20 protein-coding genes are annotated in these 19026 nt (G+C 36.6%); 2 read left to right on the forward strand and 18 right to left on the reverse strand.

Features of this window, described 5'->3' with window-relative positions; genetic code table 11:
• Positions 1 to 4: 4 nt before the first annotated feature.
• The 15 genes from nusA to RZ78_RS04325 form a co-directional block, all read right to left on the reverse strand.
• A complete protein-coding gene (gene nusA, locus RZ78_RS04255; RefSeq protein ID WP_053792782.1) occupies positions 5 to 1093 on the reverse strand; it encodes a transcription termination factor NusA in 1089 nt (362 codons plus the stop codon).
• A gap of 19 nt (positions 1094 to 1112) precedes the next feature.
• Positions 1113 to 1586, reverse strand: coding sequence for a ribosome maturation factor RimP (gene rimP / locus RZ78_RS04260; RefSeq protein ID WP_054608228.1), 474 nt, complete (start codon positions 1584 to 1586; stop codon positions 1113 to 1115).
• A gap of 115 nt (positions 1587 to 1701) precedes the next feature.
• Positions 1702 to 6027 (reverse strand): PolC-type DNA polymerase III, encoded by a 4326-nt coding sequence (locus RZ78_RS04265; protein WP_054608229.1) that lies wholly within the window; start codon positions 6025 to 6027, stop codon positions 1702 to 1704.
• A gap of 59 nt (positions 6028 to 6086) precedes the next feature.
• On the reverse strand, positions 6087 to 7796 hold the full coding sequence (locus RZ78_RS04270) for a proline--tRNA ligase (RefSeq protein ID WP_054608230.1): 1710 nt from the start codon (positions 7794 to 7796) through the stop codon (positions 6087 to 6089).
• A 22-nt stretch (positions 7797 to 7818) separates the two neighbouring features.
• Complete coding sequence (gene rseP / locus RZ78_RS04275) at positions 7819 to 9090, reverse strand: RIP metalloprotease RseP (RefSeq protein WP_054608231.1); 1272 nt, start codon at positions 9088 to 9090, stop codon at positions 7819 to 7821.
• Between the two features lie 19 nt (positions 9091 to 9109).
• Entirely contained in the window at positions 9110 to 9898 is a 789-nt protein-coding gene (locus RZ78_RS04280; protein ID WP_053791837.1) for a phosphatidate cytidylyltransferase, read from the reverse strand.
• Between the two features lie 15 nt (positions 9899 to 9913).
• Positions 9914 to 10672, reverse strand: a complete 759-nt coding sequence (locus RZ78_RS04285; protein ID WP_054608232.1) for an isoprenyl transferase — start codon at positions 10670 to 10672, stop codon at positions 9914 to 9916.
• Between the two features lie 68 nt (positions 10673 to 10740).
• Positions 10741 to 11139 (reverse strand): hypothetical protein, encoded by a 399-nt coding sequence (locus RZ78_RS04290; RefSeq protein ID WP_034531688.1) that lies wholly within the window; start codon positions 11137 to 11139, stop codon positions 10741 to 10743.
• A gap of 22 nt (positions 11140 to 11161) precedes the next feature.
• Positions 11162 to 11725, reverse strand: coding sequence for a ribosome recycling factor (gene frr, locus RZ78_RS04295; protein ID WP_041152360.1), 564 nt, complete (start codon positions 11723 to 11725; stop codon positions 11162 to 11164).
• A 3-nt stretch (positions 11726 to 11728) separates the two neighbouring features.
• Positions 11729 to 12451, reverse strand: coding sequence for a UMP kinase (pyrH, locus tag RZ78_RS04300; protein ID WP_041152361.1), 723 nt, complete (start codon positions 12449 to 12451; stop codon positions 11729 to 11731).
• Between the two features lie 133 nt (positions 12452 to 12584).
• On the reverse strand, positions 12585 to 13460 hold the full coding sequence (tsf, locus tag RZ78_RS04305) for a translation elongation factor Ts (protein WP_053791839.1): 876 nt from the start codon (positions 13458 to 13460) through the stop codon (positions 12585 to 12587).
• A 113-nt stretch (positions 13461 to 13573) separates the two neighbouring features.
• Entirely contained in the window at positions 13574 to 14320 is a 747-nt protein-coding gene (rpsB, locus tag RZ78_RS04310; RefSeq protein WP_034533994.1) for a 30S ribosomal protein S2, read from the reverse strand.
• Between the two features lie 159 nt (positions 14321 to 14479).
• Positions 14480 to 15478 (reverse strand): D-2-hydroxyacid dehydrogenase, encoded by a 999-nt coding sequence (locus RZ78_RS04315; RefSeq protein WP_054608233.1) that lies wholly within the window; start codon positions 15476 to 15478, stop codon positions 14480 to 14482.
• A gap of 59 nt (positions 15479 to 15537) precedes the next feature.
• A complete protein-coding gene (locus tag RZ78_RS04320) occupies positions 15538 to 15822 on the reverse strand; it encodes a GIY-YIG nuclease family protein (RefSeq protein ID WP_053791840.1) in 285 nt (94 codons plus the stop codon).
• Positions 15812 to 16564 carry a tRNA1(Val) (adenine(37)-N6)-methyltransferase gene (locus tag RZ78_RS04325; RefSeq protein ID WP_034533998.1) on the reverse strand — a complete coding sequence of 251 codons (753 nt, stop codon included), beginning with the start codon at positions 16562 to 16564 and terminating at the stop codon, positions 15812 to 15814. The genes RZ78_RS04320 and RZ78_RS04325 overlap by 11 nt, the downstream gene beginning before the upstream one ends.
• 86 nt (positions 16565 to 16650) lie before the next feature.
• Here RZ78_RS04325 and RZ78_RS04330 point away from each other — a divergent pair, with 86 nt between their 5' ends.
• Entirely contained in the window at positions 16651 to 17274 is a 624-nt protein-coding gene (locus RZ78_RS04330) for a lysophospholipid acyltransferase family protein (RefSeq protein ID WP_054608234.1), read from the forward strand.
• Positions 17275 to 17317: 43 nt separating this feature from the next.
• Here RZ78_RS04330 and RZ78_RS04335 read toward each other — a convergent pair whose 3' ends face one another.
• Positions 17318 to 17536: a YneF family protein gene (locus RZ78_RS04335; RefSeq protein WP_034531707.1), complete on the reverse strand. Its 219-nt coding sequence runs from the start codon at positions 17534 to 17536 to the stop codon at positions 17318 to 17320.
• 70 nt (positions 17537 to 17606) lie between these two features.
• Entirely contained in the window at positions 17607 to 17864 is a 258-nt protein-coding gene (locus RZ78_RS04340; RefSeq protein ID WP_034531709.1) for a DUF896 domain-containing protein, read from the reverse strand.
• An 86-nt stretch (positions 17865 to 17950) separates the two neighbouring features.
• On the opposite strand from RZ78_RS04340, the gene lexA reads away from it, so the two are divergent.
• Positions 17951 to 18586, forward strand: coding sequence for a transcriptional repressor LexA (gene lexA / locus RZ78_RS04345; RefSeq protein ID WP_034531710.1), 636 nt, complete (start codon positions 17951 to 17953; stop codon positions 18584 to 18586).
• Here the strand turns inward: lexA and RZ78_RS04350 are convergent.
• Positions 18583 to 19023: a nucleoside 2-deoxyribosyltransferase gene (locus tag RZ78_RS04350; RefSeq protein WP_054608235.1), complete on the reverse strand. Its 441-nt coding sequence runs from the start codon at positions 19021 to 19023 to the stop codon at positions 18583 to 18585. The two genes, lexA and RZ78_RS04350, sit on opposite strands and share 4 nt — an antisense overlap.
• Positions 19024 to 19026 lie beyond the last annotated feature (3 nt).

The raw sequence follows: 19026 nt of genomic DNA on the forward strand, positions 1-19026 counted from the left end.
GTTATTATTCGTTATCGATTGCGTCGTCACTATCTTCTTGGACGTCTTCAGTTAGACCATCAGCTTCTGATTCAGACTTGATATCAATCTTGTAACCAGTCAACTTAGCAGCTAGACGTGCGTTTTGTCCACGCTTACCAATTGCTAATGATAGTTGGTAGTCAGGTACGATAACTGTACATGCACGTTCATTTTCTTCATCAAAGATAACATCAACTACTTCTGATGGGTTTAATGAATTAGCAATGAATTCGGCAGGATCTTCAGTCCATTGAACGATGTCCATGTTTTCGCCACCTAATTCATTAACGATAGTTTGAACACGTTGACCTCTTGGTCCAACAGTTGTACCAACTGGGTCGATATCATCGTTGTTAGATCTAACGGCTACCTTAGCACGGTCTCCGGCTTCTCTTGCTATTGATACAACTTCAACAGTTCCGTCGTAAATTTCAGGAACTTCTTCTTCAAATAGTCGTTTTAATAAACCAGGAGCGGTACGACTAACGAAGATTTGAGGACCCTTAGTAGCGTCTTCAACACGGTTAACGTAAACCTTGATTCTGTCTTGTGGTCTGTATGTTTCATTTGGCATTTGGTCGTTCTTAGGCATAACTGCTTCAACCTTACCTAAATCAACATATACAAAACGATCGTCTTGGCGTTCGATTTCACCAGTGATTAGTTCGTCTTGGTACTTGCTGTACTTGTTGTAAACAATTGTTCTTTCAGCTTCTCTAACTCTTTGCATAATAACTTGTTTTGCAGTTTGAGCAGCGATTCTACCAAAGTTCTTAGGAGTAACTTCAAACTTAATTTCGTCACCTAATTCGTAACCACGGTTTAATTGTAATGCATCTGATAGACTGCATTCTAGTCTTGGGTCAACTACATCTTCAACAACAGTCTTAACGGCGTAAACATGGATGTTACCCTTCTTGTCGTCAAAAGCAACTTCAACGTTTTGTGCTTGGTTGTAGTTTCTCTTGTATGCTGAAGTTAATGCAGCTTCTAAAGCATCAATAACAGTTTCTTTAGAAATCCCTTTGTCATTTTCTAGGGCATCTAGTGCACCTAAAAGTTCTTTACTCATTTTTGATTGTCTCCCTTAGCTAAAATTTAATTGCTAATCTTGCTTTGGCAATTGATTTTCTTGGTATTGTTAGATCCTTAATTCGACCTTTTAAATTAACAGTCAAAACTAATTCATCTTCGCTTAATTCTTTTAAAGTCCCTTCATAGACTTTTTCACCGTTAATTGGTGCATACAATGAAACATGAATGTATTCATTAACAGCTTTTTCATAATCTTCTGGTTTCTTTAGAGGTCTTTCAGCTCCTGGAGATGAGACTTCTAGAAAGTAAGCTTGTGGAATTGGATCCGGATCCATTGAATCTAATTTTTCACTTAGTTCGTCAGATACTAACGCACAGTCTTCAATATTGATACCGCCGTCCTTATCGACATAAACCCTTAAATACCAATTCTTGCTTTCTTTTACAAATTCGATGTCATATAAATAAAAGTCATGACTATCTAGAATTGGAGTTACTACTTCTTTTACCATTTCTGTAACTTCGCTCAATGATACGCCTCCTAAAAAAATCCAATAAAAAGAGCGAGCATTTCTGCTCACTCCTTTCTCTCAGATATAAATCATAATGTATCATACCATACTATCTGAGATTGTTCAATACATACTACATCATATCAAATAAACTTAATTGGTTTTCATCAGGTAAGTTATCGATGATATGATTTTCTGTCATAAATTCGATTAACTTCTTAGAAACCTTTCCACGTTTGGATAAGTCTTCTTTAGAGATAAATTCTTTATCTTCACGCGCTGCAACGATTTGTTTAGCAACGTTTAAGCCAAGACCAGGAATGGCTCTAAATGGTGCAATTAACTTGTTACCATCAATTAACCATTGTTCGGCATCGGAACGGTTTAAATCAACCATTTCGAATTCGAAACCTCTTTCAATCATTTCGTTGGCTAATTCAAGAACAGTTAATAGGTTCTTATCCTTGGCAGATGCGTCGTTTCCAAGATCGTTAATTTCTTTCATCTTGGCCTTAACAGCTTCCTTACCATGACACATTGAAACGATATCAAAGTCATCGGCTCTAACTGAGAAGTATGCACAGTAGTATACCAATGGGAAGTACACCTTAAAGTAAGCCACACGTAACGCCATTAAAACATAGGCTGCCGCATGGGCACGTGGGAACATGTACTTAATCTTTAGACATGAATCAATGTACCATTGTGGAATGTTGGCTTCGTGCATTTTCTTTTGCCATTCGTCCTTAATTCCACGACCCTTACGAACATATTCCATGATTTGGAATGATGTTTCTGAATCTAGTCCCCAGTTAATCAAGTCCGTCATGATGTTATCACGACAACCAATAACGTTGGCGATGGTTGCTTTACCTTCCTTGATTAATTCGTCGGCGTTTCCTAACCAAACGTCGGTACCATGGGATAGACCTGAAATTTGTAGTAGTTGTGAGAAGTTTGCCGGATTAGTTTGTTCTAGCATCCCTCTAACGAACTTGGTACCAAACTCAGGAATTCCTAGTGTCCCTGTCTTTGATTGGATTTGATCTTGAGTTACACCAATTGTATCTGTACCGGAAAATAGTCCCATAACTCCCGGGTCATCCATTGGGATTGATTGAGGATCAATTCCTGATAAATCTTGAAGCATTCTGATCATAGTTGGGTCATCATGTCCCAGCACATCCATCTTCAAGATGTTGTCATGGATAGAATGGAAATCAAAGTGGGTAGTTTCCCAAGCCGCGTTTTGATCATCGGCAGGATATTGGATTGGTGTGAAATCAAAGATATCCATATCGTCAGGAACGATAATAATTCCGGCCGGATGTTGTCCGGTCGTTCTCTTAACACCAGTATCACCCTTTGATAGACGATCAATTTCGGCAGAACGAATAGTTTGTTGAGTATCTCTTTCGTATGCCTTTACGTATCCATAAGCGGTCTTATCCGCAACAGTACCGATGGTTCCGGCACGGTATACGTTATTTTCACCGAACAACACCTTTAGGTAGTTATGGGCGATTGGTTGATAGTCACCAGAGAAGTTCAAATCAATATCTGGAACCTTGTTCCCACTAAATCCAAGGAATGTTTCGAACGGAATATTATGACCGTCACCAATCATTAACGTTCCACATTCTGGACAGTTTTCATGTGGTAAATCGTATCCTGAACCATATTCACCCTTAGTAAAGAACTTAGAGTATTTACAGTTCGGACAACGATAGTGTGGTGGCAATGGATTAACTTCAGTAATCCCCGCCATTGTGGCTACCAAACTGGAACCAACGGAACCACGGGAACCTACCAGATATCCATCCTTGTTACTCTTTGCTACAAGACGCTTAGCGATTAAGTAAATAACTGAGAATCCGTTACCAATAATACTCTTCAACTCACGGTCCAAACGTGCCTGAATTAATTCAGGTAGTGGATCACCGTATAGTTTATGGGCCATATCCATTGTTGAGTTTCTAATTTCATCTTCGGCACCCTTCATGTGAGGTGTGTATAGTCGATCTAAGACCGGATGAATTCCATCATCAACCATGTTGGCAATCTTTTGGGTATTATCAACAACGATTTCCTTGCTGACATCTTCACCTAAGTATTCAAAATCACTCAACATTTCGTCTGTGGTTAAGAATGGTACCTTAGGTAATTCTTGTCTATTTAATGGGTTAGCCCCACCTTGTGAATGAATCAAAATCTTACGGTAAATATAGTCTTGTGGATCCATGTAATGAACATCCCCAGTTGCAACAACCGGTTTATTCATTTCATGACCCATATCAACCATGTTTTGTACTAATTCTTGTAGGTGCTTCTTACCATGGATTAATTCTGAATCAATCATTGGTTGATAAGCTGCACTTGGTTGAACTTCTAGATAATCATAGAATTCAGCCTTCTTTTCGGCTTCTTCTTTACCTTTTTGTAGCATTGCGGTGAATACTTCACCGTTTGCACAAGCAGAACCAACTAATATTCCTTCACGGTACTTTTCAAGCACACTTCGTGGAATTCTTGGCACTCTATAGAAGTATTCAACATTGGATAATGAAACCAACTTAAACATGTTCTTTAATCCAGCCTGTGTTTGAGCCATCAAGATAGCGTGGAATGGACGCGCATGTTTATATGCATCATTATCGGACATGTGTTCATTTAGTTGATTTACCTTAGTAATGTTGTAACGTTCTTCGGCATCCTTGATGAACAAGTAATTCAAATGACCTGTTGTTTCTGCATCATATACGGCACGGTGATGGTGTTCCAAAGCAACGTCAAACTTCTTAGCCAATGTGTTCAAACGATAGCTCTTGTAGTTTGGATATAAGAAACGAGCCAATGGCAATGTATCAATGATTGGGTTTTGAATTTCTTCCATCCCATATCTTTGATAACCAACGTTCATAAAGCCAACGTCAAAAGTAACGTTGTGCCCTACAACGATTGAGTCGCCACAGAATTCTCTAAACAACTTAAAGACTTCTTCTTCAGACTTAGAACCTTTAACCATATCATCAGTGATAGATGTAAGTTCAGTCGTAAAGTCTGATAAGTGGAAACCAGGATCAATAAATTCTTCAAATTGGTCCAAGACGTTATTATGTTGCATTCTAACGGCTGAAACTTCGATTACCTTATCGTAAATTGCAGAAAGACCAGTTGTTTCAATATCGAAAACAACGTAAGTAGCATCTGCTAAATCACGGTCATCTTCGTTAAATGTAATTGGAACACCGTCATCTACAACGTTTGCTTCAACACCATATAGCATCTTAATGTCATTCTTTTGTGCAGCAGTATAGGCAAATGGGAAACCTTGAACAGCAGCGTGGTCGGTAATCGCTAATGCCGGGTGACCCCATTCTTTAGCTCTAGCCACGTATTCTTCAATACTGTTAGTTGCATCCATTTGACTCATCTTAGTGTGTAGATGTAATTCAACACGTTTTTCTTCTGCGTCATCGTGACGACCTTCATGATGTAATGGATTAATGTCATAAGCATTCAATGTTAATTCGTGACTGTAGTTATCTTCTTGGATACCACCACGAACCTTAATCCAATCGCCTTCTTGCAATGCGGCAAAGTTAGCTTCATCGTTTTCGTTATTAGAGAACTTCTTAACTTCGATTGATGATGAATAATCGGTAATCTTTAAGATCATCAATTGACGACCTGATCTAAGTGAACGAATTTCCTTACTAAAGATGTGACCATTTACAATCACTAGTTTTTCTTCTTGAACGATATCAACGAGTTTAGTAACTTCTAGGTCATCCTTAATCTTCTTACCGATTTGTACTTTACCCTTTGGAACTGCATTTTTTGAGTTCTTTTGACGTTTAGCAGATGATTCTTGGATTGCTTGCATCGCCTTTTGAGCTAACTCAGCATCCTTCTTTTCCTTTTCAGCTTTAAAATCTTTGATTTTTTCTTGAGAAGCAGTTTCATCAACAAAAACAGAGATGGTAAAGTTTGGAAAACCTAATCGTTCATACAAATCTTCAATTGGACTAACTGCTTTGTCCACAAGAAAGTTCTTAACAATTTCGTTATCAGCACTAAGTTCGATTTTATGATCAACGATCTTTGGTGCATCACGTCTTAATAGTTCATTTTTAATAGCATCAGTGATATCAGCATGTTTAACAATCCATTCCCAATAATTGCCTAATTGCTTGTTATCAAATTGATTGTAGTTTGCTTTGATATTAATTTTAGTAGTAGCGATTTCATCAAAAGTCGCTTGCATACGACTATAAAAATCCAAGAAGACTTCGTAATCTAAAATTCGTGGAAGTGTAAGGTGGAATTCCCAAATTTTGGAACGTTTGTGGATATCAATCTTCTCAATCTGACCGCCTTTAAAATTATCGGAATCAATTTGGTCTTTTAACTGTAATTGATTCAATAATTTTGTAAATAATTCTTCTTGGTTAGACAATCTAATACCTCCATCCTAAGTCAGCTAAAAAAGGTCAGTCTCTTCAACTGACCCTTTTTTTATTTCAAATCTTTAAGTAAGATTTTTACAGTGTTAACAACTTCTTCTTGCTTAACTTCAACAGTTTCGCCAGTTTTTCTAATCTTTATTTCTACGATTCCTTCACTAGCCTTCTTACCAACAGTAACTCTGATTGGTAATCCAATTAGATCTGAATCGGCAAACTTAACTCCGGCTCTTTCTTTTCTGTCATCAGTTAAAACATCAAAGCCTTCATCCTTAAGTTCTTTTTCAATACCATCAGCAACACTAACTTGAGTTTCATCCTTTGTGTTAACAGGAATCAAGTGAATGTCGAATGGTGAAATTGACTTAGGCCAAATTAAACCATTGTCATCAGCTTGTTGTTCAGCAATAGCAGTTAGTAATCTACTAATACCGATACCGTAACAACCCATTACAACTGGTTTTTGACGACCATTTTCATCCAAGACGTTTGCATCTAAGTCCTTTGAGTATCTAGTTCCTAGCTTGAAGATATGAGCAATTTCAATACCACGAGTGAACTTCAATACACCTGAACCGTCTGGTGAGATTTCACCTTCTTCAACTTCTCTAAAGTCACCGTAAGTAACGTTTTCAAAGTCACGTTCAGGGTTAACGTTAGCAAAGTGGTAACCATCTTCGTTGGCACCAGCAAATGCATTAGTCATGTCTTTAACGTAGTTATCTGCTAGTACAGTTACAGATTCATCTAGGTTAAATGGACCAACGTATCCTCTTGATGTGTTAGTGAATTCTTTGATTTGTTCATCATTTGCCAAGTCAAAGAATGAAGCACCAAGTTGACCCTTAACCTTAACGTCGTTAACTTCGTGATCACCTCTAACTAAAACCATCACTGGTTTTTCGTCAGCAATGAATAGAACACTCTTAATAACGTTTGAAGCATCTGTGTCTAATAGTTCCACGTCATCTTCGATTGATTTCACGTTTGGAGTACTAATCTTTTCTAAGTCTTTTTGAGTTTCGTTAGACTTTTCAGGAACGTACATGCTCTTAGCCATTTCAAGGTTAGCAGCATATTCGCTATCGTCTGAGTAAACGATGGTATCTTCACCAACAGCAGCTGGTGCAGAGAATTCGATTGAATCTGAACCACCCATGGCACCACCATCACCAATGATAGTACGGTAATCTAAACCAACTTGGTCGAAAATCTTACGGTAAGCATCTTCCATTTGGTTGTAGATACGATCTAGGTCCGCATCATCAATTGAGAATGAGTAACCATCTTTCATGATAAATTCACGTCCACGTAGTAAACCGTTTCTTGGACGTTCTTCATCTCTATATTTTGGTTGAATTTGGTATAACACTAAAGGAAGTTTTTTATATGACTTAACTGAGTCACGAATGATTTCTGTGTAAGTTTCTTCGTGAGTTGGTCCTAGAATGAAATCAGTGTCATGTCTGTTCTTTAGCTTAAATAAAGCTGGACCGTAAGTTTGTAATCTTCCTGATTTTTCCCAAAGCTCTGCAGGTAATACTGCCGGCATAAGAGTTTCATTCGCGTCGATTTCGTCCATTTCCTTACGAATGATGTTTTCAATTTTTGAAATTACTTTGTATGCCAAAGGCAAGTATGCGTACATCCCTGCTGAAATTTGCTTAATGTATCCAGCTCTTAACATTAACTTATGACTAAGAGCTTCAGCACCCTTTGGCGCTTCTTTTAGCGTTGGGATTAACATTTTTGATTGCTTCATAAAAATCTCCTTAAATATGTTCTTAATGGATAAAGTATCTTTGAATGTCGTTAATTGTTACCAGTAGCATTAATACAACTAAGAATGCAAAACCAATAAGTGTAACAATTGTTTCAACTTTTTCAGAAGTTGGTTTTCTTCTAACGGCCTCAATTATGTTCATTAATATTTTACCACCATCTAGGACCGGAATTGGAATTAAATTCATAATCGCTAAGTTAATTGATAAGAATGCGATAAAGTAAACAACTCCTTGTAGTCCTAACTTAGTAGCTTGTGATGTGGAAGCATAGATTGCAACCGGTCCACCTAAGTCGTTTAAGCTAAAGTGACCAGTTACCATGTAAGCTAATTCAGACACAAGTTGCTTAGTCATGTTCCATGTTCTGGTAAAACCAGAGAACAACTTGGTTGTAAAACTAGAATCGACAGTGTTTTTAACTCCAAGCAATCCATATTTTTTTCCATTGTTCTTTTGTGATTCACTGGTTAATTTAATTATTTTAATTTGACCATCTCTTTTAATAACTAAGGTTAACTTTTGATCTGGTCTAGCTTGAATTGCTGAGCTTATTTCATTCCAATTGTTGGTCTTTTGATTATCAACTTTAACAATTCTGTCACCACTCTTAATTCCGGCATTCCTTGCAACAGAATGTCCTTGAATTGGGGTAACTGTATTTTGATTTGAAGCTACTCCACCTTGCATGAATGTCAAAATTGTAAATGCAACAATTGCTAGAATCACGTTATTAACAATTCCAGCAGCATTGGTTATTAATTTTTTGAATACTGGTGCGTTTTGGAATTGAACATCCTCAGGAGCAATTTGGACCTTTGTTCCGTCGTGTTCCACCATTAACGCATCATGATTGACTTTAAATCTCTTAACATCTTCATTGTTATCTTGGTAACCTTCGATAAATAACTCGTGTTCAAGATCAACATTTGAAACTTCAAGAGGTAGACCGTCTAAAGTCTTTTGTTTTTGGCTGGTATTAATTAAAATAACTTCATTTTGTTCATTAAATTTAAGTGTAACTGGAGTACCAGGATCTAGTTCCTGTGAATCGTTATCGGCAATCCCAGCCATTCGAACATATCCACCTAAAGGAAGAATACGAATTGTATACGTGGTTTGATTGTGACGATAAAAGAAAATCTTCGGACCCATTCCAATAGAAAATTCTCTAACCATTATTCCTGATCTTTTGGCAACGATAAAGTGGCCAAATTCATGAACAAACACTAAAATTCCAAAAACAATAACGAAAGCTAGTATTGTGATAATCAATTAAATCACTCCTTTACATCTAAATAATGCCAAATAGGTGAAGAAGTGGCAAAACAAATAGTAAACTATCAAATCTGTCTAAAATTCCACCGTGTCCAGGTAAAATCTTTCCAGAATCTTTAACTTGGTAGTATCTCTTAAGAGCTGATTCAACTAAATCACCAAATTGACCAGCAATTGATAATACAAGAGTTACGATAACAGCAACAAGTAGTGATGTATGACCAACTGAGAAGTAATACATCCATGCAGTAGCAATGATAGTTGCTAATAATGATCCACAGATTGAACCTTCCCATGTCTTATTAGGACTTACATGTGGAGCTAACTTGTGTTTACCGAATTGCTTACCGAAAATGTAAGCACCTGAGTCAGTTAACCAAACGATAAATAGTGCGTAGAATAATACCGCAATACCAACATGTCTAGCAGCAATAAAGTAATGGAAGCCCATTCCAATGTATAGCATTGCAAGTGTAATCACACCAGCATCATCAAATGAAAAAATGTTCTTAGTAACAACATTTCTTAACATCAATAGCATTACTACTAAATAGAACAAAAAGTTAACTGATAGAAATGATGGTAGACCATTGAACCAGTTACTTGGTGCAATTAATAAAGTTACACCAATAAATGATAGGATTGCTTCTGGTGAAATTACTAACTTTTTCTTCATGATTAGTACTTCAGACATCGCAACAATTCCTAAAGCAATTGCTCCAATTTGAATAAAAATGCCACCCAATAAAACTATTGGCACAAATAATAATAAGGCAATAATTGCCGTTAATACTCTTGTTTTCATAATAATCTCCTAATGTTACTTGTTTTTTAATCCCCCAAAACGACGATGACGTCCTTGGAACTTGGCAATACATTTCATTAAATCTTCTTTAGTGTAGTCAGGCCATTTAGTGTCATCAAATATGAATTCACTGTATGCAACTTGCCATAATAAGAAGTTAGATAATCTTTCTTCCCCACTTGTTCTAATCAATAAATCTGGGTTAGCAAATTCTCCAAGTGATGAAGTCATTAAATTTTCACTAACGACGTCCTTATTAATGTCATCGACATTTAAACTTCCGTCAGATACCTTTTGAGCAATCTTTTGAACTGCTGTAACGATTTCGTCCTGGCTTCCATAGTTTAAAGCAAAGTTCAAAATCATTCCATCGCATTTCTTAGTGTCCTCAACAGCATCATTGATGGCCTTTTGTGTAGACTTAGGTAATTGATCTACATATCCCATAACGTTAACTCTAACGTTATTCTTTACTAAATCTGGTACAAAAGTAGAGAAAAATTTCTCTGGTAAATCCATCAAGTAGTTAACTTCTTGATCCGGACGTTTCCAGTTTTCGGTAGAAAAGGCGTATAAAGTTAATGCCTTCACACCTAAATCACTAGCTGCTTTTGTAATGTCCTTTACAACGTTCATTCCCTTTTTATGTCCAGCAATTCTTGGCAAATGTCTTTGTTGGGCCCATCTTCCATTTCCATCCATGATAATGGCAATATGTTTGGGAATATTATTGTAGTCAAGTTCTGTGGTAGTTTTTTTCTTAAACTTAAACATATATACCTCGCCTATTAGTACAAATAAAGGATGAGAAACAATCCTCATCCCACATTTGTAAAGTTATTTTATTGGATTAATCTCCATTCGCCACGTTTAGCTTCTACTAAAGTTTCGAAATATTTTAATAATTGGTTAGCGTCGTTTGGACTATGTTCACCTAAAAGATTTAATCCTTCACCCGTAGGAATTGGATCACTTAAATCTGTAATTTCAGTTTCATTTTCAATTGTTGCTTCAGTAAACGCAACAATCCAATCATCTTCAATTAATTGTGAAACCACAAAAAAGATGTTGAAATCGTCAGTAACATATACCGGCATAACATAGATTCCATCTTGAATTTCTTCAAGTTGATTACCATTGTAAGACAATGCTTGCTTGGTATCATCGTTCATACTTTCAGATAGTTTGAAAACCATCTTATTGAATTCCTCTGTACCTGGTGTAACTTCTTGTTCTTGCATGGTGACATCCCCTTTTATTAGTTTATCCGTTTAGTACTTCCTTTTCTTTGGCAGCAATAACGTCATCTAAATCTTTGATTTGTGAATCTGTCAACTTTTGAACCTTATCTTCTAGTGCGTGAGTTTCATCATCTGTAAAGTCATCGTTCTTGTTACCCTTCTTTACAGCGTCCATAGCTTCACGACGTACATTTCTAATAGCGACTTTACCTTGTTCACCGGCAGCCTTAACCTTCTTAGAAATTTCTTTTCTACGTTCTTCAGTTAGTTGTGGAACAACTAAACGAATGTTATCACCATCGTTAGCTGGGTTAATACCAATATCAGCTTCAAGGATTCCCTTTTCAATATCATCTAGAGCTGATTTGTCATATGGAGTAACCATAATAACTCTAGCTTCAGGAACAGTGATTGAAGCAATTTGGTTTAATGGTGTTGGTGCACCATAGTATTCAGCAGTAACACCGTTTAATAGACTGGCGTTAGCACGACCTGCTCTAATACTTGCTAATTCTTGTCTTAATGATGCAATTGACTTTTGCATCTTGTCTTTTGCTGTATCTAAAATTTCATTTTGAGTTGCCATACTTTATTTCCCCTTAACTGTAGTTCCGATTTTTTCACCCTTAACAACTTTTTCAATGTTGCCGGATTCATTTAAGTTAAACACTACTAATGGAATATCGTTGTCCATTGATAATGAACTTGCTGTAGTATCCATTACTTGTAGGTTCTTGTTAATGATATCCATTTGAGTTAATTCATCAAATTTAACAGCATTTGGATCCTTGTTAGGATCAGCTGAGTAAATACCATCAACTCCGTTTTTAGCCATTAAAATAGCATCTGCATGTACTTCAGCAGCACGTAAAGCAGCAGTTGTATCTGTTGAGAAGAATGGGTTACCTGTACCACCAGAGAAGATAACGACACGATTCTTTTCAAGATGACGAACTGCCTTTCTACGAATATATGGTTCAGCAATTTGTCTCATTTCGATTGAGGTTTGAACTCTTGTTGGAACACCAAGTGATTCTAAGTTTTCTTGTAATGCTAAACCATTCATAACAGTTGCTAACATTCCAATGTAATCAGCTTGTGTTCTTTCCATGCCCATTTTTGAACCAGCTACTCCACGCCACATGTTACCGCCACCGACAACAATAGCAATTTGAATTCCTAGTTCGTAAACATTTTTTACTTCTTGCGCAATTTTCTTGATTACAGGTGGGTTAATACCGTGACCTTCATCACCAGCAAGTGCTTCACCACTTAGCTTTAAAACAATACGCTTATATTTTAAGTCAGACATCGAATTTCCTCCATTACATGATCGTTAATTTAATTTTAGCATAATATGAAATTTAAAAACAGTTTATAACCGCAATTATTTAATTATAAATATGTATAAAAAAAGGATACGTATCCGCATCCTTTTTCATTGATTATTTGATTTGTGAGTTAACTTCGTCAACAAAGTTAGTTTCTTCTTTTTCGATACCTTCACCGACTTCGTAACGAACAAAGGCCTTTAGTTGACCGCCGTTTTCCTTAACGTATTCAGCAACAGTCTTGTCTGAGTCCATAACGAATTCTTGGTCAGCTAAACTAATTTCAGCAAGGAACTTGTTTAGACGACCTTCAACCATCTTTTCTACGATGTTTTCAGGCTTGCCTTCTTGTAGGGCTTCCTTCTTTAGTTCTTCTCTTTCAGCTTCTAATCTGTCTTGAGGAACATCGTTTCTGTCTAGGTATTCTGGCTTAGTAGCAGCAATGTGCATTGCAACGTGCTTAGCAACAGTTTCGTCAACACCTTGAATTTGAACTAAGGCACCAATTAGACCTTGGTTGTGTAGGTAGTGACCAAAGCTTTCGTCATCGTTCTTAGTTAAAACAACGAAACGACGTAGAGTGATCTTTTCACCAGTAATTTGAGTAGTGTTGATGATCTTGTCGTTAACAGTTTCACCATCAACGTCAAGTGCTAAAGCAGCTTCAACATCAGCTGGCTTAGCTTCAACAATCTTAGCTGCGATTAAATCAATTAGGTTCTTGAAGTCATCGTTACCTGAAACGAAGTCAGTTTCAGCGTTAACTTCAACGATAGCAGCATCGTTACCGTGAGTAACAACACGAGTTAAACCAGCAGCGGCAACACGGTCACTCTTCTTTTCAGCTTTTGCGATACCCTTTTCACGTAAGTATTCTAGAGCTTTCTTTTCGTCACCATCTGAAGCAACTAAAGCTTTCTTAGCATCCATCATACCTACACTTGTCTTTTCACGTAATTCTTTTACTTGAGCAGCAGTAATCTTTGCCATTGTTATGGCCTCCTTAAGTTTTATATTAAAAAAGGCCGACTCATCCCAGGCCTTATCGGTCCAAAAACATGAGTCAGCCTAAGTGTTCAAACAAAATCAATATTTAAAAAATATTACTTGTCTTCACTTTCATTTTCATCTTTAGTGTCTTCGAATGTGCTTTCGCTAACATTTTCTTCACCTTGGTTACCTTCAATGATAGCGTCAGCCATCTTAGCAGTAATTAGACGAACGGCACGAATAGCGTCATCGTTTGATGGGATAATAACATCAACGTCATCTGGGTCAGTGTTAGTATCAACCATAGCAACGATAGGAATGTTTAACTTGTGAGCTTCGTGAACAGCGATTTGTTCTTTACGAGGGTCAACGATGAACATAACATCTGGAATCTTAGGCATGTCTTCGATACCACCAAGGAATTTTTCAAGCTTGTCAGTCTTCTTCTTTAGAAGAGCAACTTCTTTCTTAGGTAGTCTTTCGAAAGTACCATCTTCAGCCATCTTCTTAAGATCCTTTAGGTACTTGATACGGCTTTGGATAGTGTCCCAGTTAGTTAAAGTTCCACCTAACCAACGGTGGTTAACGTAGTATTGACCTGCACGTACAGCTTCTTCTTGGATTGAGTCTTGAGCTTGCTTCTTAGTACCAACAAATAGTACAGTAGCGCCCTTAGCAGCTTCATCCTTCATAAAGTTGTATGCTGAATCAATCATCTTAACAGTCTTTTGTAAGTCGATGATGTAGATTCCATTACGTTGGGTAAAGATGTATTTCTTCATCTTAGGGTTCCAACGACGAGTTTGGTGACCGAAGTGGACACCAGCTTCTAGTAATTGTTTCATAGAAATAACAGCCATGTTAATAGCCCTCCAAAAATAGTTTTTTCCTCCCCGTCAATCTATCAATTCAGAAACTATCAAGAAATAGCACTATCTGAGTTGTCATGACAGGTGTGAATTGGTAATAAATACCGAATATTATTGTATATTAAACTCCAACATTTATCAAGCTAAATATTACAATTTAACAATCTTATCTGATTTACCTGTGTTGATAAGGTCTCTGTTAGCGTCCAATGATAGAGTAACCATGTTTCTAACCGCTGTTTCAGTGTAGAAAGCAATGTGTGGGGTAATCAAAACATTGTCTCTGCTCATTAGGTTCTTTAGACGATCATCTGAGATATCATCGAAACTATCAAAGTTAACATTGAAAACACCTACTTCTGATTCATAAGTATCCAAAGCAGCACCTGCTAGTTTACCTGAATCTAAAGCCTTGATTAACGCGTCAGTATCAATTAGTGATCCACGCGCAGCGTTAATAATGTATGAACCATCTTTCATTTCTGATAAAGTCTTGTCGTTTACCATGTGTTCATTTTCCTTAACGGCTGGTGCGTGTAGTGAAATGATATCAGCTTGTTTGTATAAATCGTCTGGAGTATCAACGTAGATACCTTGTTTTTCTAGTTCAGGGTTTCTGAATGGATCATATGCAATCACCTTTGCGCCGAATCCACGACAGATATCAACTAATACGTGACCAATACGACCTGTTCCGAAAACACCAACGGTCTTTGAGTTTAATTCTTGACCAATTTCAGGAGCCCATCTTAAGTCACCTGAACGTTGCTTGTCTTCAAAACGTTTTGTATTTCTTAGTAATCTCATAATTTCAGTAATTGCTAGTTCAGCAATTGCATTTGGAGAATATGCTGGAACGTTTGTTACAGTAATTCCATTTGCTTTTGCAGCATCAGCATCAACGTTATCTACCCCAACGTTTCTTAGTGATAGGTACTTGATGTTAAAACTACCTAATTTATCTAAAATTTCTTTAGTGTATGGTTTTTGTTGGTAAGCAACCACACCATCAAATCCATTAGCTTCTTCAACAGTTGATGAATCAAGTAATTTGGTTTCAACCTTTACTTCTACTTCCGGATTTTTTTGTTCCCATTCTTTTAAATATGGCATTTCATCATTTCTGATTCCATAAGCAATAATTTTCAATACAAAAACCTCCAAATATTCATCGTTACAGTTAGAATTATAACACTTAACACCGTGTCTTAAAGGCTTAGACCGTATTTAGATAAATTTACCCCATTTTCATTTAGGTATTCTAACTTTTTAATTCTGCTCTGATGTTTAAAATGATACTCGGCACTCAAAGCATCATGTTTATTGTCAAAACTTTCGGAATATATCATTTCGACTGGTAAATGATTGCGGGTGTACTTGGCACCCTTTCCGCTTTGGTGTTGTTCTAATCGATGTTTCAAATCGGTCGTGTATCCACCATATAGTGAATCATCCCCGCACTTTAAAACATACATATAAAACTTATTCTCCATATAAAATCTTCCTTACAAAATCTGTATATTCGTTTGAATTATCTTTATAAACAAAAATTGGTGGTAGTACCTTGGTTCCACCATTCTTCCCCGCTTTGATTCCTTCAACTAGAATCATGTTTGATTCTTTTCCCTCACGTGGATAAATGTATTGAATCCTTTTTGGCATTACATTGTGAGATTGCATGGCATCAAATAGTTCTAGCATGCGATCAGGACGGTAAACAAAGAATGCTTTAGCGTTTGTCTTTAAAAGTCCCTCACACACGGTTAGGATTTTGTCTAAGTTAGTTGTGATTTCATGTCTAGCAATTGCTAGGTATGGATTTGGATTCTTCTTACTGTCCTCTAAATCGGGAAAATAAGGTGGGTTACAAGTTATCACGTCAACAGAATCCTTGTCCACATAATCAAATGTATTATCAAGGTCATCGTTTATCACGGTCAACTTGTCGTCTAAGTTATTTAAACTAACACTGCGTTTTGCCATGTCAGCCAGTTTGTCTTGTAGTTCAATTTCGTAAATATGCCCATTGGTTTTATGTGACATAAATAACCCAACTGCACCATTGCCGGCACACAAATCGACAGTCTTTGAAGTACTCTTCTTGGGCAACCTAGCAAAGTCTGCCAAAAGTACCGCATCCAATGAGAATGAGAACACTTCGGGATTTTGAATTATCTTTATATCATTACTATATAGTTGATCTATTCTTTCGTTTTCCTTTAAAACATCGTCCACTTGAATATTCCACCTTATTTTTTTCTTGCATAAATCAATAATAATAGAATACTATTAAATAATAAAGTACGAGAGGAGTTTATTTAATGTATTCTTTTTTAAAGTTCTTATGTAGAATCATTTTATATCCAATTAACGGAATGCCTAAGTTTGAAAACAAACAAAGAATTCCGGAAGGCAATTACATATTAGTTGCACCGCACCGTACATGGTTTGACCCATTGTACTTTGCCCTAGCAGCAAGTCCTAAAGAATTTGCTTTCATCGCTAAAAAGGAACTATTCAAAAACCCACTTTTAGCATACGTATTAAGACATGCAAACGTATTAAGTGTTGATCGTGAAAATCCTGGCCCATCAGTAATTAAGGAACCTGTTAAGATTCTTCAAAACTCTGACAAGTCACTAATCATTTTCCCTTCAGGAACTAGACATTCTCAAGCACTAAAAGGTGGCGCTACTTTAATCGCCAAGCTTTCTAAAGCACCTTTACTTCCAGCTGTTTACCAAGGTCCACTTACCTTTAAGAGTTTGTTCTCACGTAAGAAAGCTGTCATCAACTTTGGTGACCTTATCTACTTGGACAAATCAATCAAGCTAAATGAAGAAGGTCAAAAAGCAGTCGAACAACAAATGCAAGATGCTTTCGATAAGTTAGATAAAGAAATTAATCCTGACTTTAAGTATGTTGACCCATCATCAGAAAAATAAGCAATAAAAAAAGACTTAATCTTTGAATTAAGTCTTTTTTTATTTATTTGGCGTTAGCCTTCATACTGTTCATCATTTGATTTAACTTCTTAGCTGAAGGTTTTTGACCCATTTGTAGCATCATTGCTCTTAATTGATCCTTGTTAATTGGGGGATTATCTTTAAGATATTTTTCCATGTACTTACGTGCCATGAAGAATCCACCGATCAAACCTACGATTAAAGCTAAAAGAATTAGGATAATCCATAAGAATGTTGACATAATTCTTCCTCCTCCCGTTAGTTACTATTATTAATTTTACACAACTTAATTATTAAATTCAAAAAAAGTTTTAATCGTCACGTAAACCTTTTTTACGTTGAACTTCCTTAACCTTTTCTGGTGTAACTTCTTTACCTTCTTTATTGAAAACTTGAACCATTTCAATTTGGCTTCTCATGTTTTCTTTAAAGCGTTTTAGGTATTGTTTTCTAAGGTCAGCTCTTTCAGCTTCTTCTTCCTTAGTCAATCCACTTTCCTTAGCTTTGTGGGCTAATTCATTAATACGTGGGATAAGTTTCTTTAAAATTGGATCTTCTGCTTCTGACATTTCATTATCTCCTTTACGAACATTTGTTTTTATTTTCCCGTTATGCTATATTAAAGCTATTATATTACAAGAAACGGGGTATTTATGTGACTTTTTCAAAAGAAGAAAAGACTTCTAAACAATTAGCTATTTTAGAATTTATCTGGAAAAGAATCAATAGCCAAGGCTATCCTCCTACAGTAAGAGAAATAGGTGAAGCCGTTAATCTTTCATCCACATCAACCGTCCACGGTCATTTAAGTCGCCTTGAAAAGAAGGGCTTTATCGTTAAAAACCCCGCTAAACCAAGAGCGCTTGAAATTACCGAAGATGGTCTTAAGAAAATTGGGGTTAACACACACCCTGGTGAAATTCCTGTTTTAGGTACCGTTGCTGCTGGTGAACCAATCCTAGCGGTTGAAGATACATCAGAATACTTCTCAATGCCTGACCAATACGAAAACTCAGATGATGTTTTCATGTTAGTCATTCAAGGTGAAAGTATGATCAACATCGGTATTTTAAACGGTGATAAAGTCATCGTTAAAAAGCAATCAACTGCTGAAAATGGTGATATCGTTATTGCAATGACTGATGAAAACGAAGTCACTTGCAAACGATTCTTCAAGGAATCTGATCACTATCGCCTACAACCTGAGAACGATAACTTGGCTCCAATCATCTTGGATCAAGTATCAATCGTTGGTAAGGTTGTTGGATTATACCGTGACAGTATTTTTTAAAATACTTCACCTTCGTAGTGATATTCAGGCATTTCTTTGAAATCGAACTTTTCAACATCGGATACCTTTGTTAGATATGACTTAGATCCGTTTGATAACATCAAGTTAACAATCGCATCTTTTTCATGGAATAAAACAACTGGTTTATCAATTGCATAAGCATACCCAATTTCGAAAGCTGTACCGCTGTCAACATTGTCGTCTACAAAGTCGATAATCGCGATAACGGCATCAGCTTTTTTTATTTCATCCACGTCAAGTTGGAAAACATCTCTAGACCATTGGCTACTACCAATTTCTGCCCCGTCGTTGACATTTGAGTTTCTTGGGCTAAAGTATCCTGAAACTGAAGGATTGTTATCCAATGCCTTTTCAATTCTTTGAATACGGTCAATTTGTTCATCATCAAAAAATGGTCCTGCTAAATATAATTTCATGTC

Origin of the sequence: Apilactobacillus kunkeei, from assembly GCF_001308195.1 — a bacterium.
Classification (GTDB): Bacteria; Bacillota; Bacilli; order Lactobacillales; family Lactobacillaceae; genus Apilactobacillus; species Apilactobacillus kunkeei_C.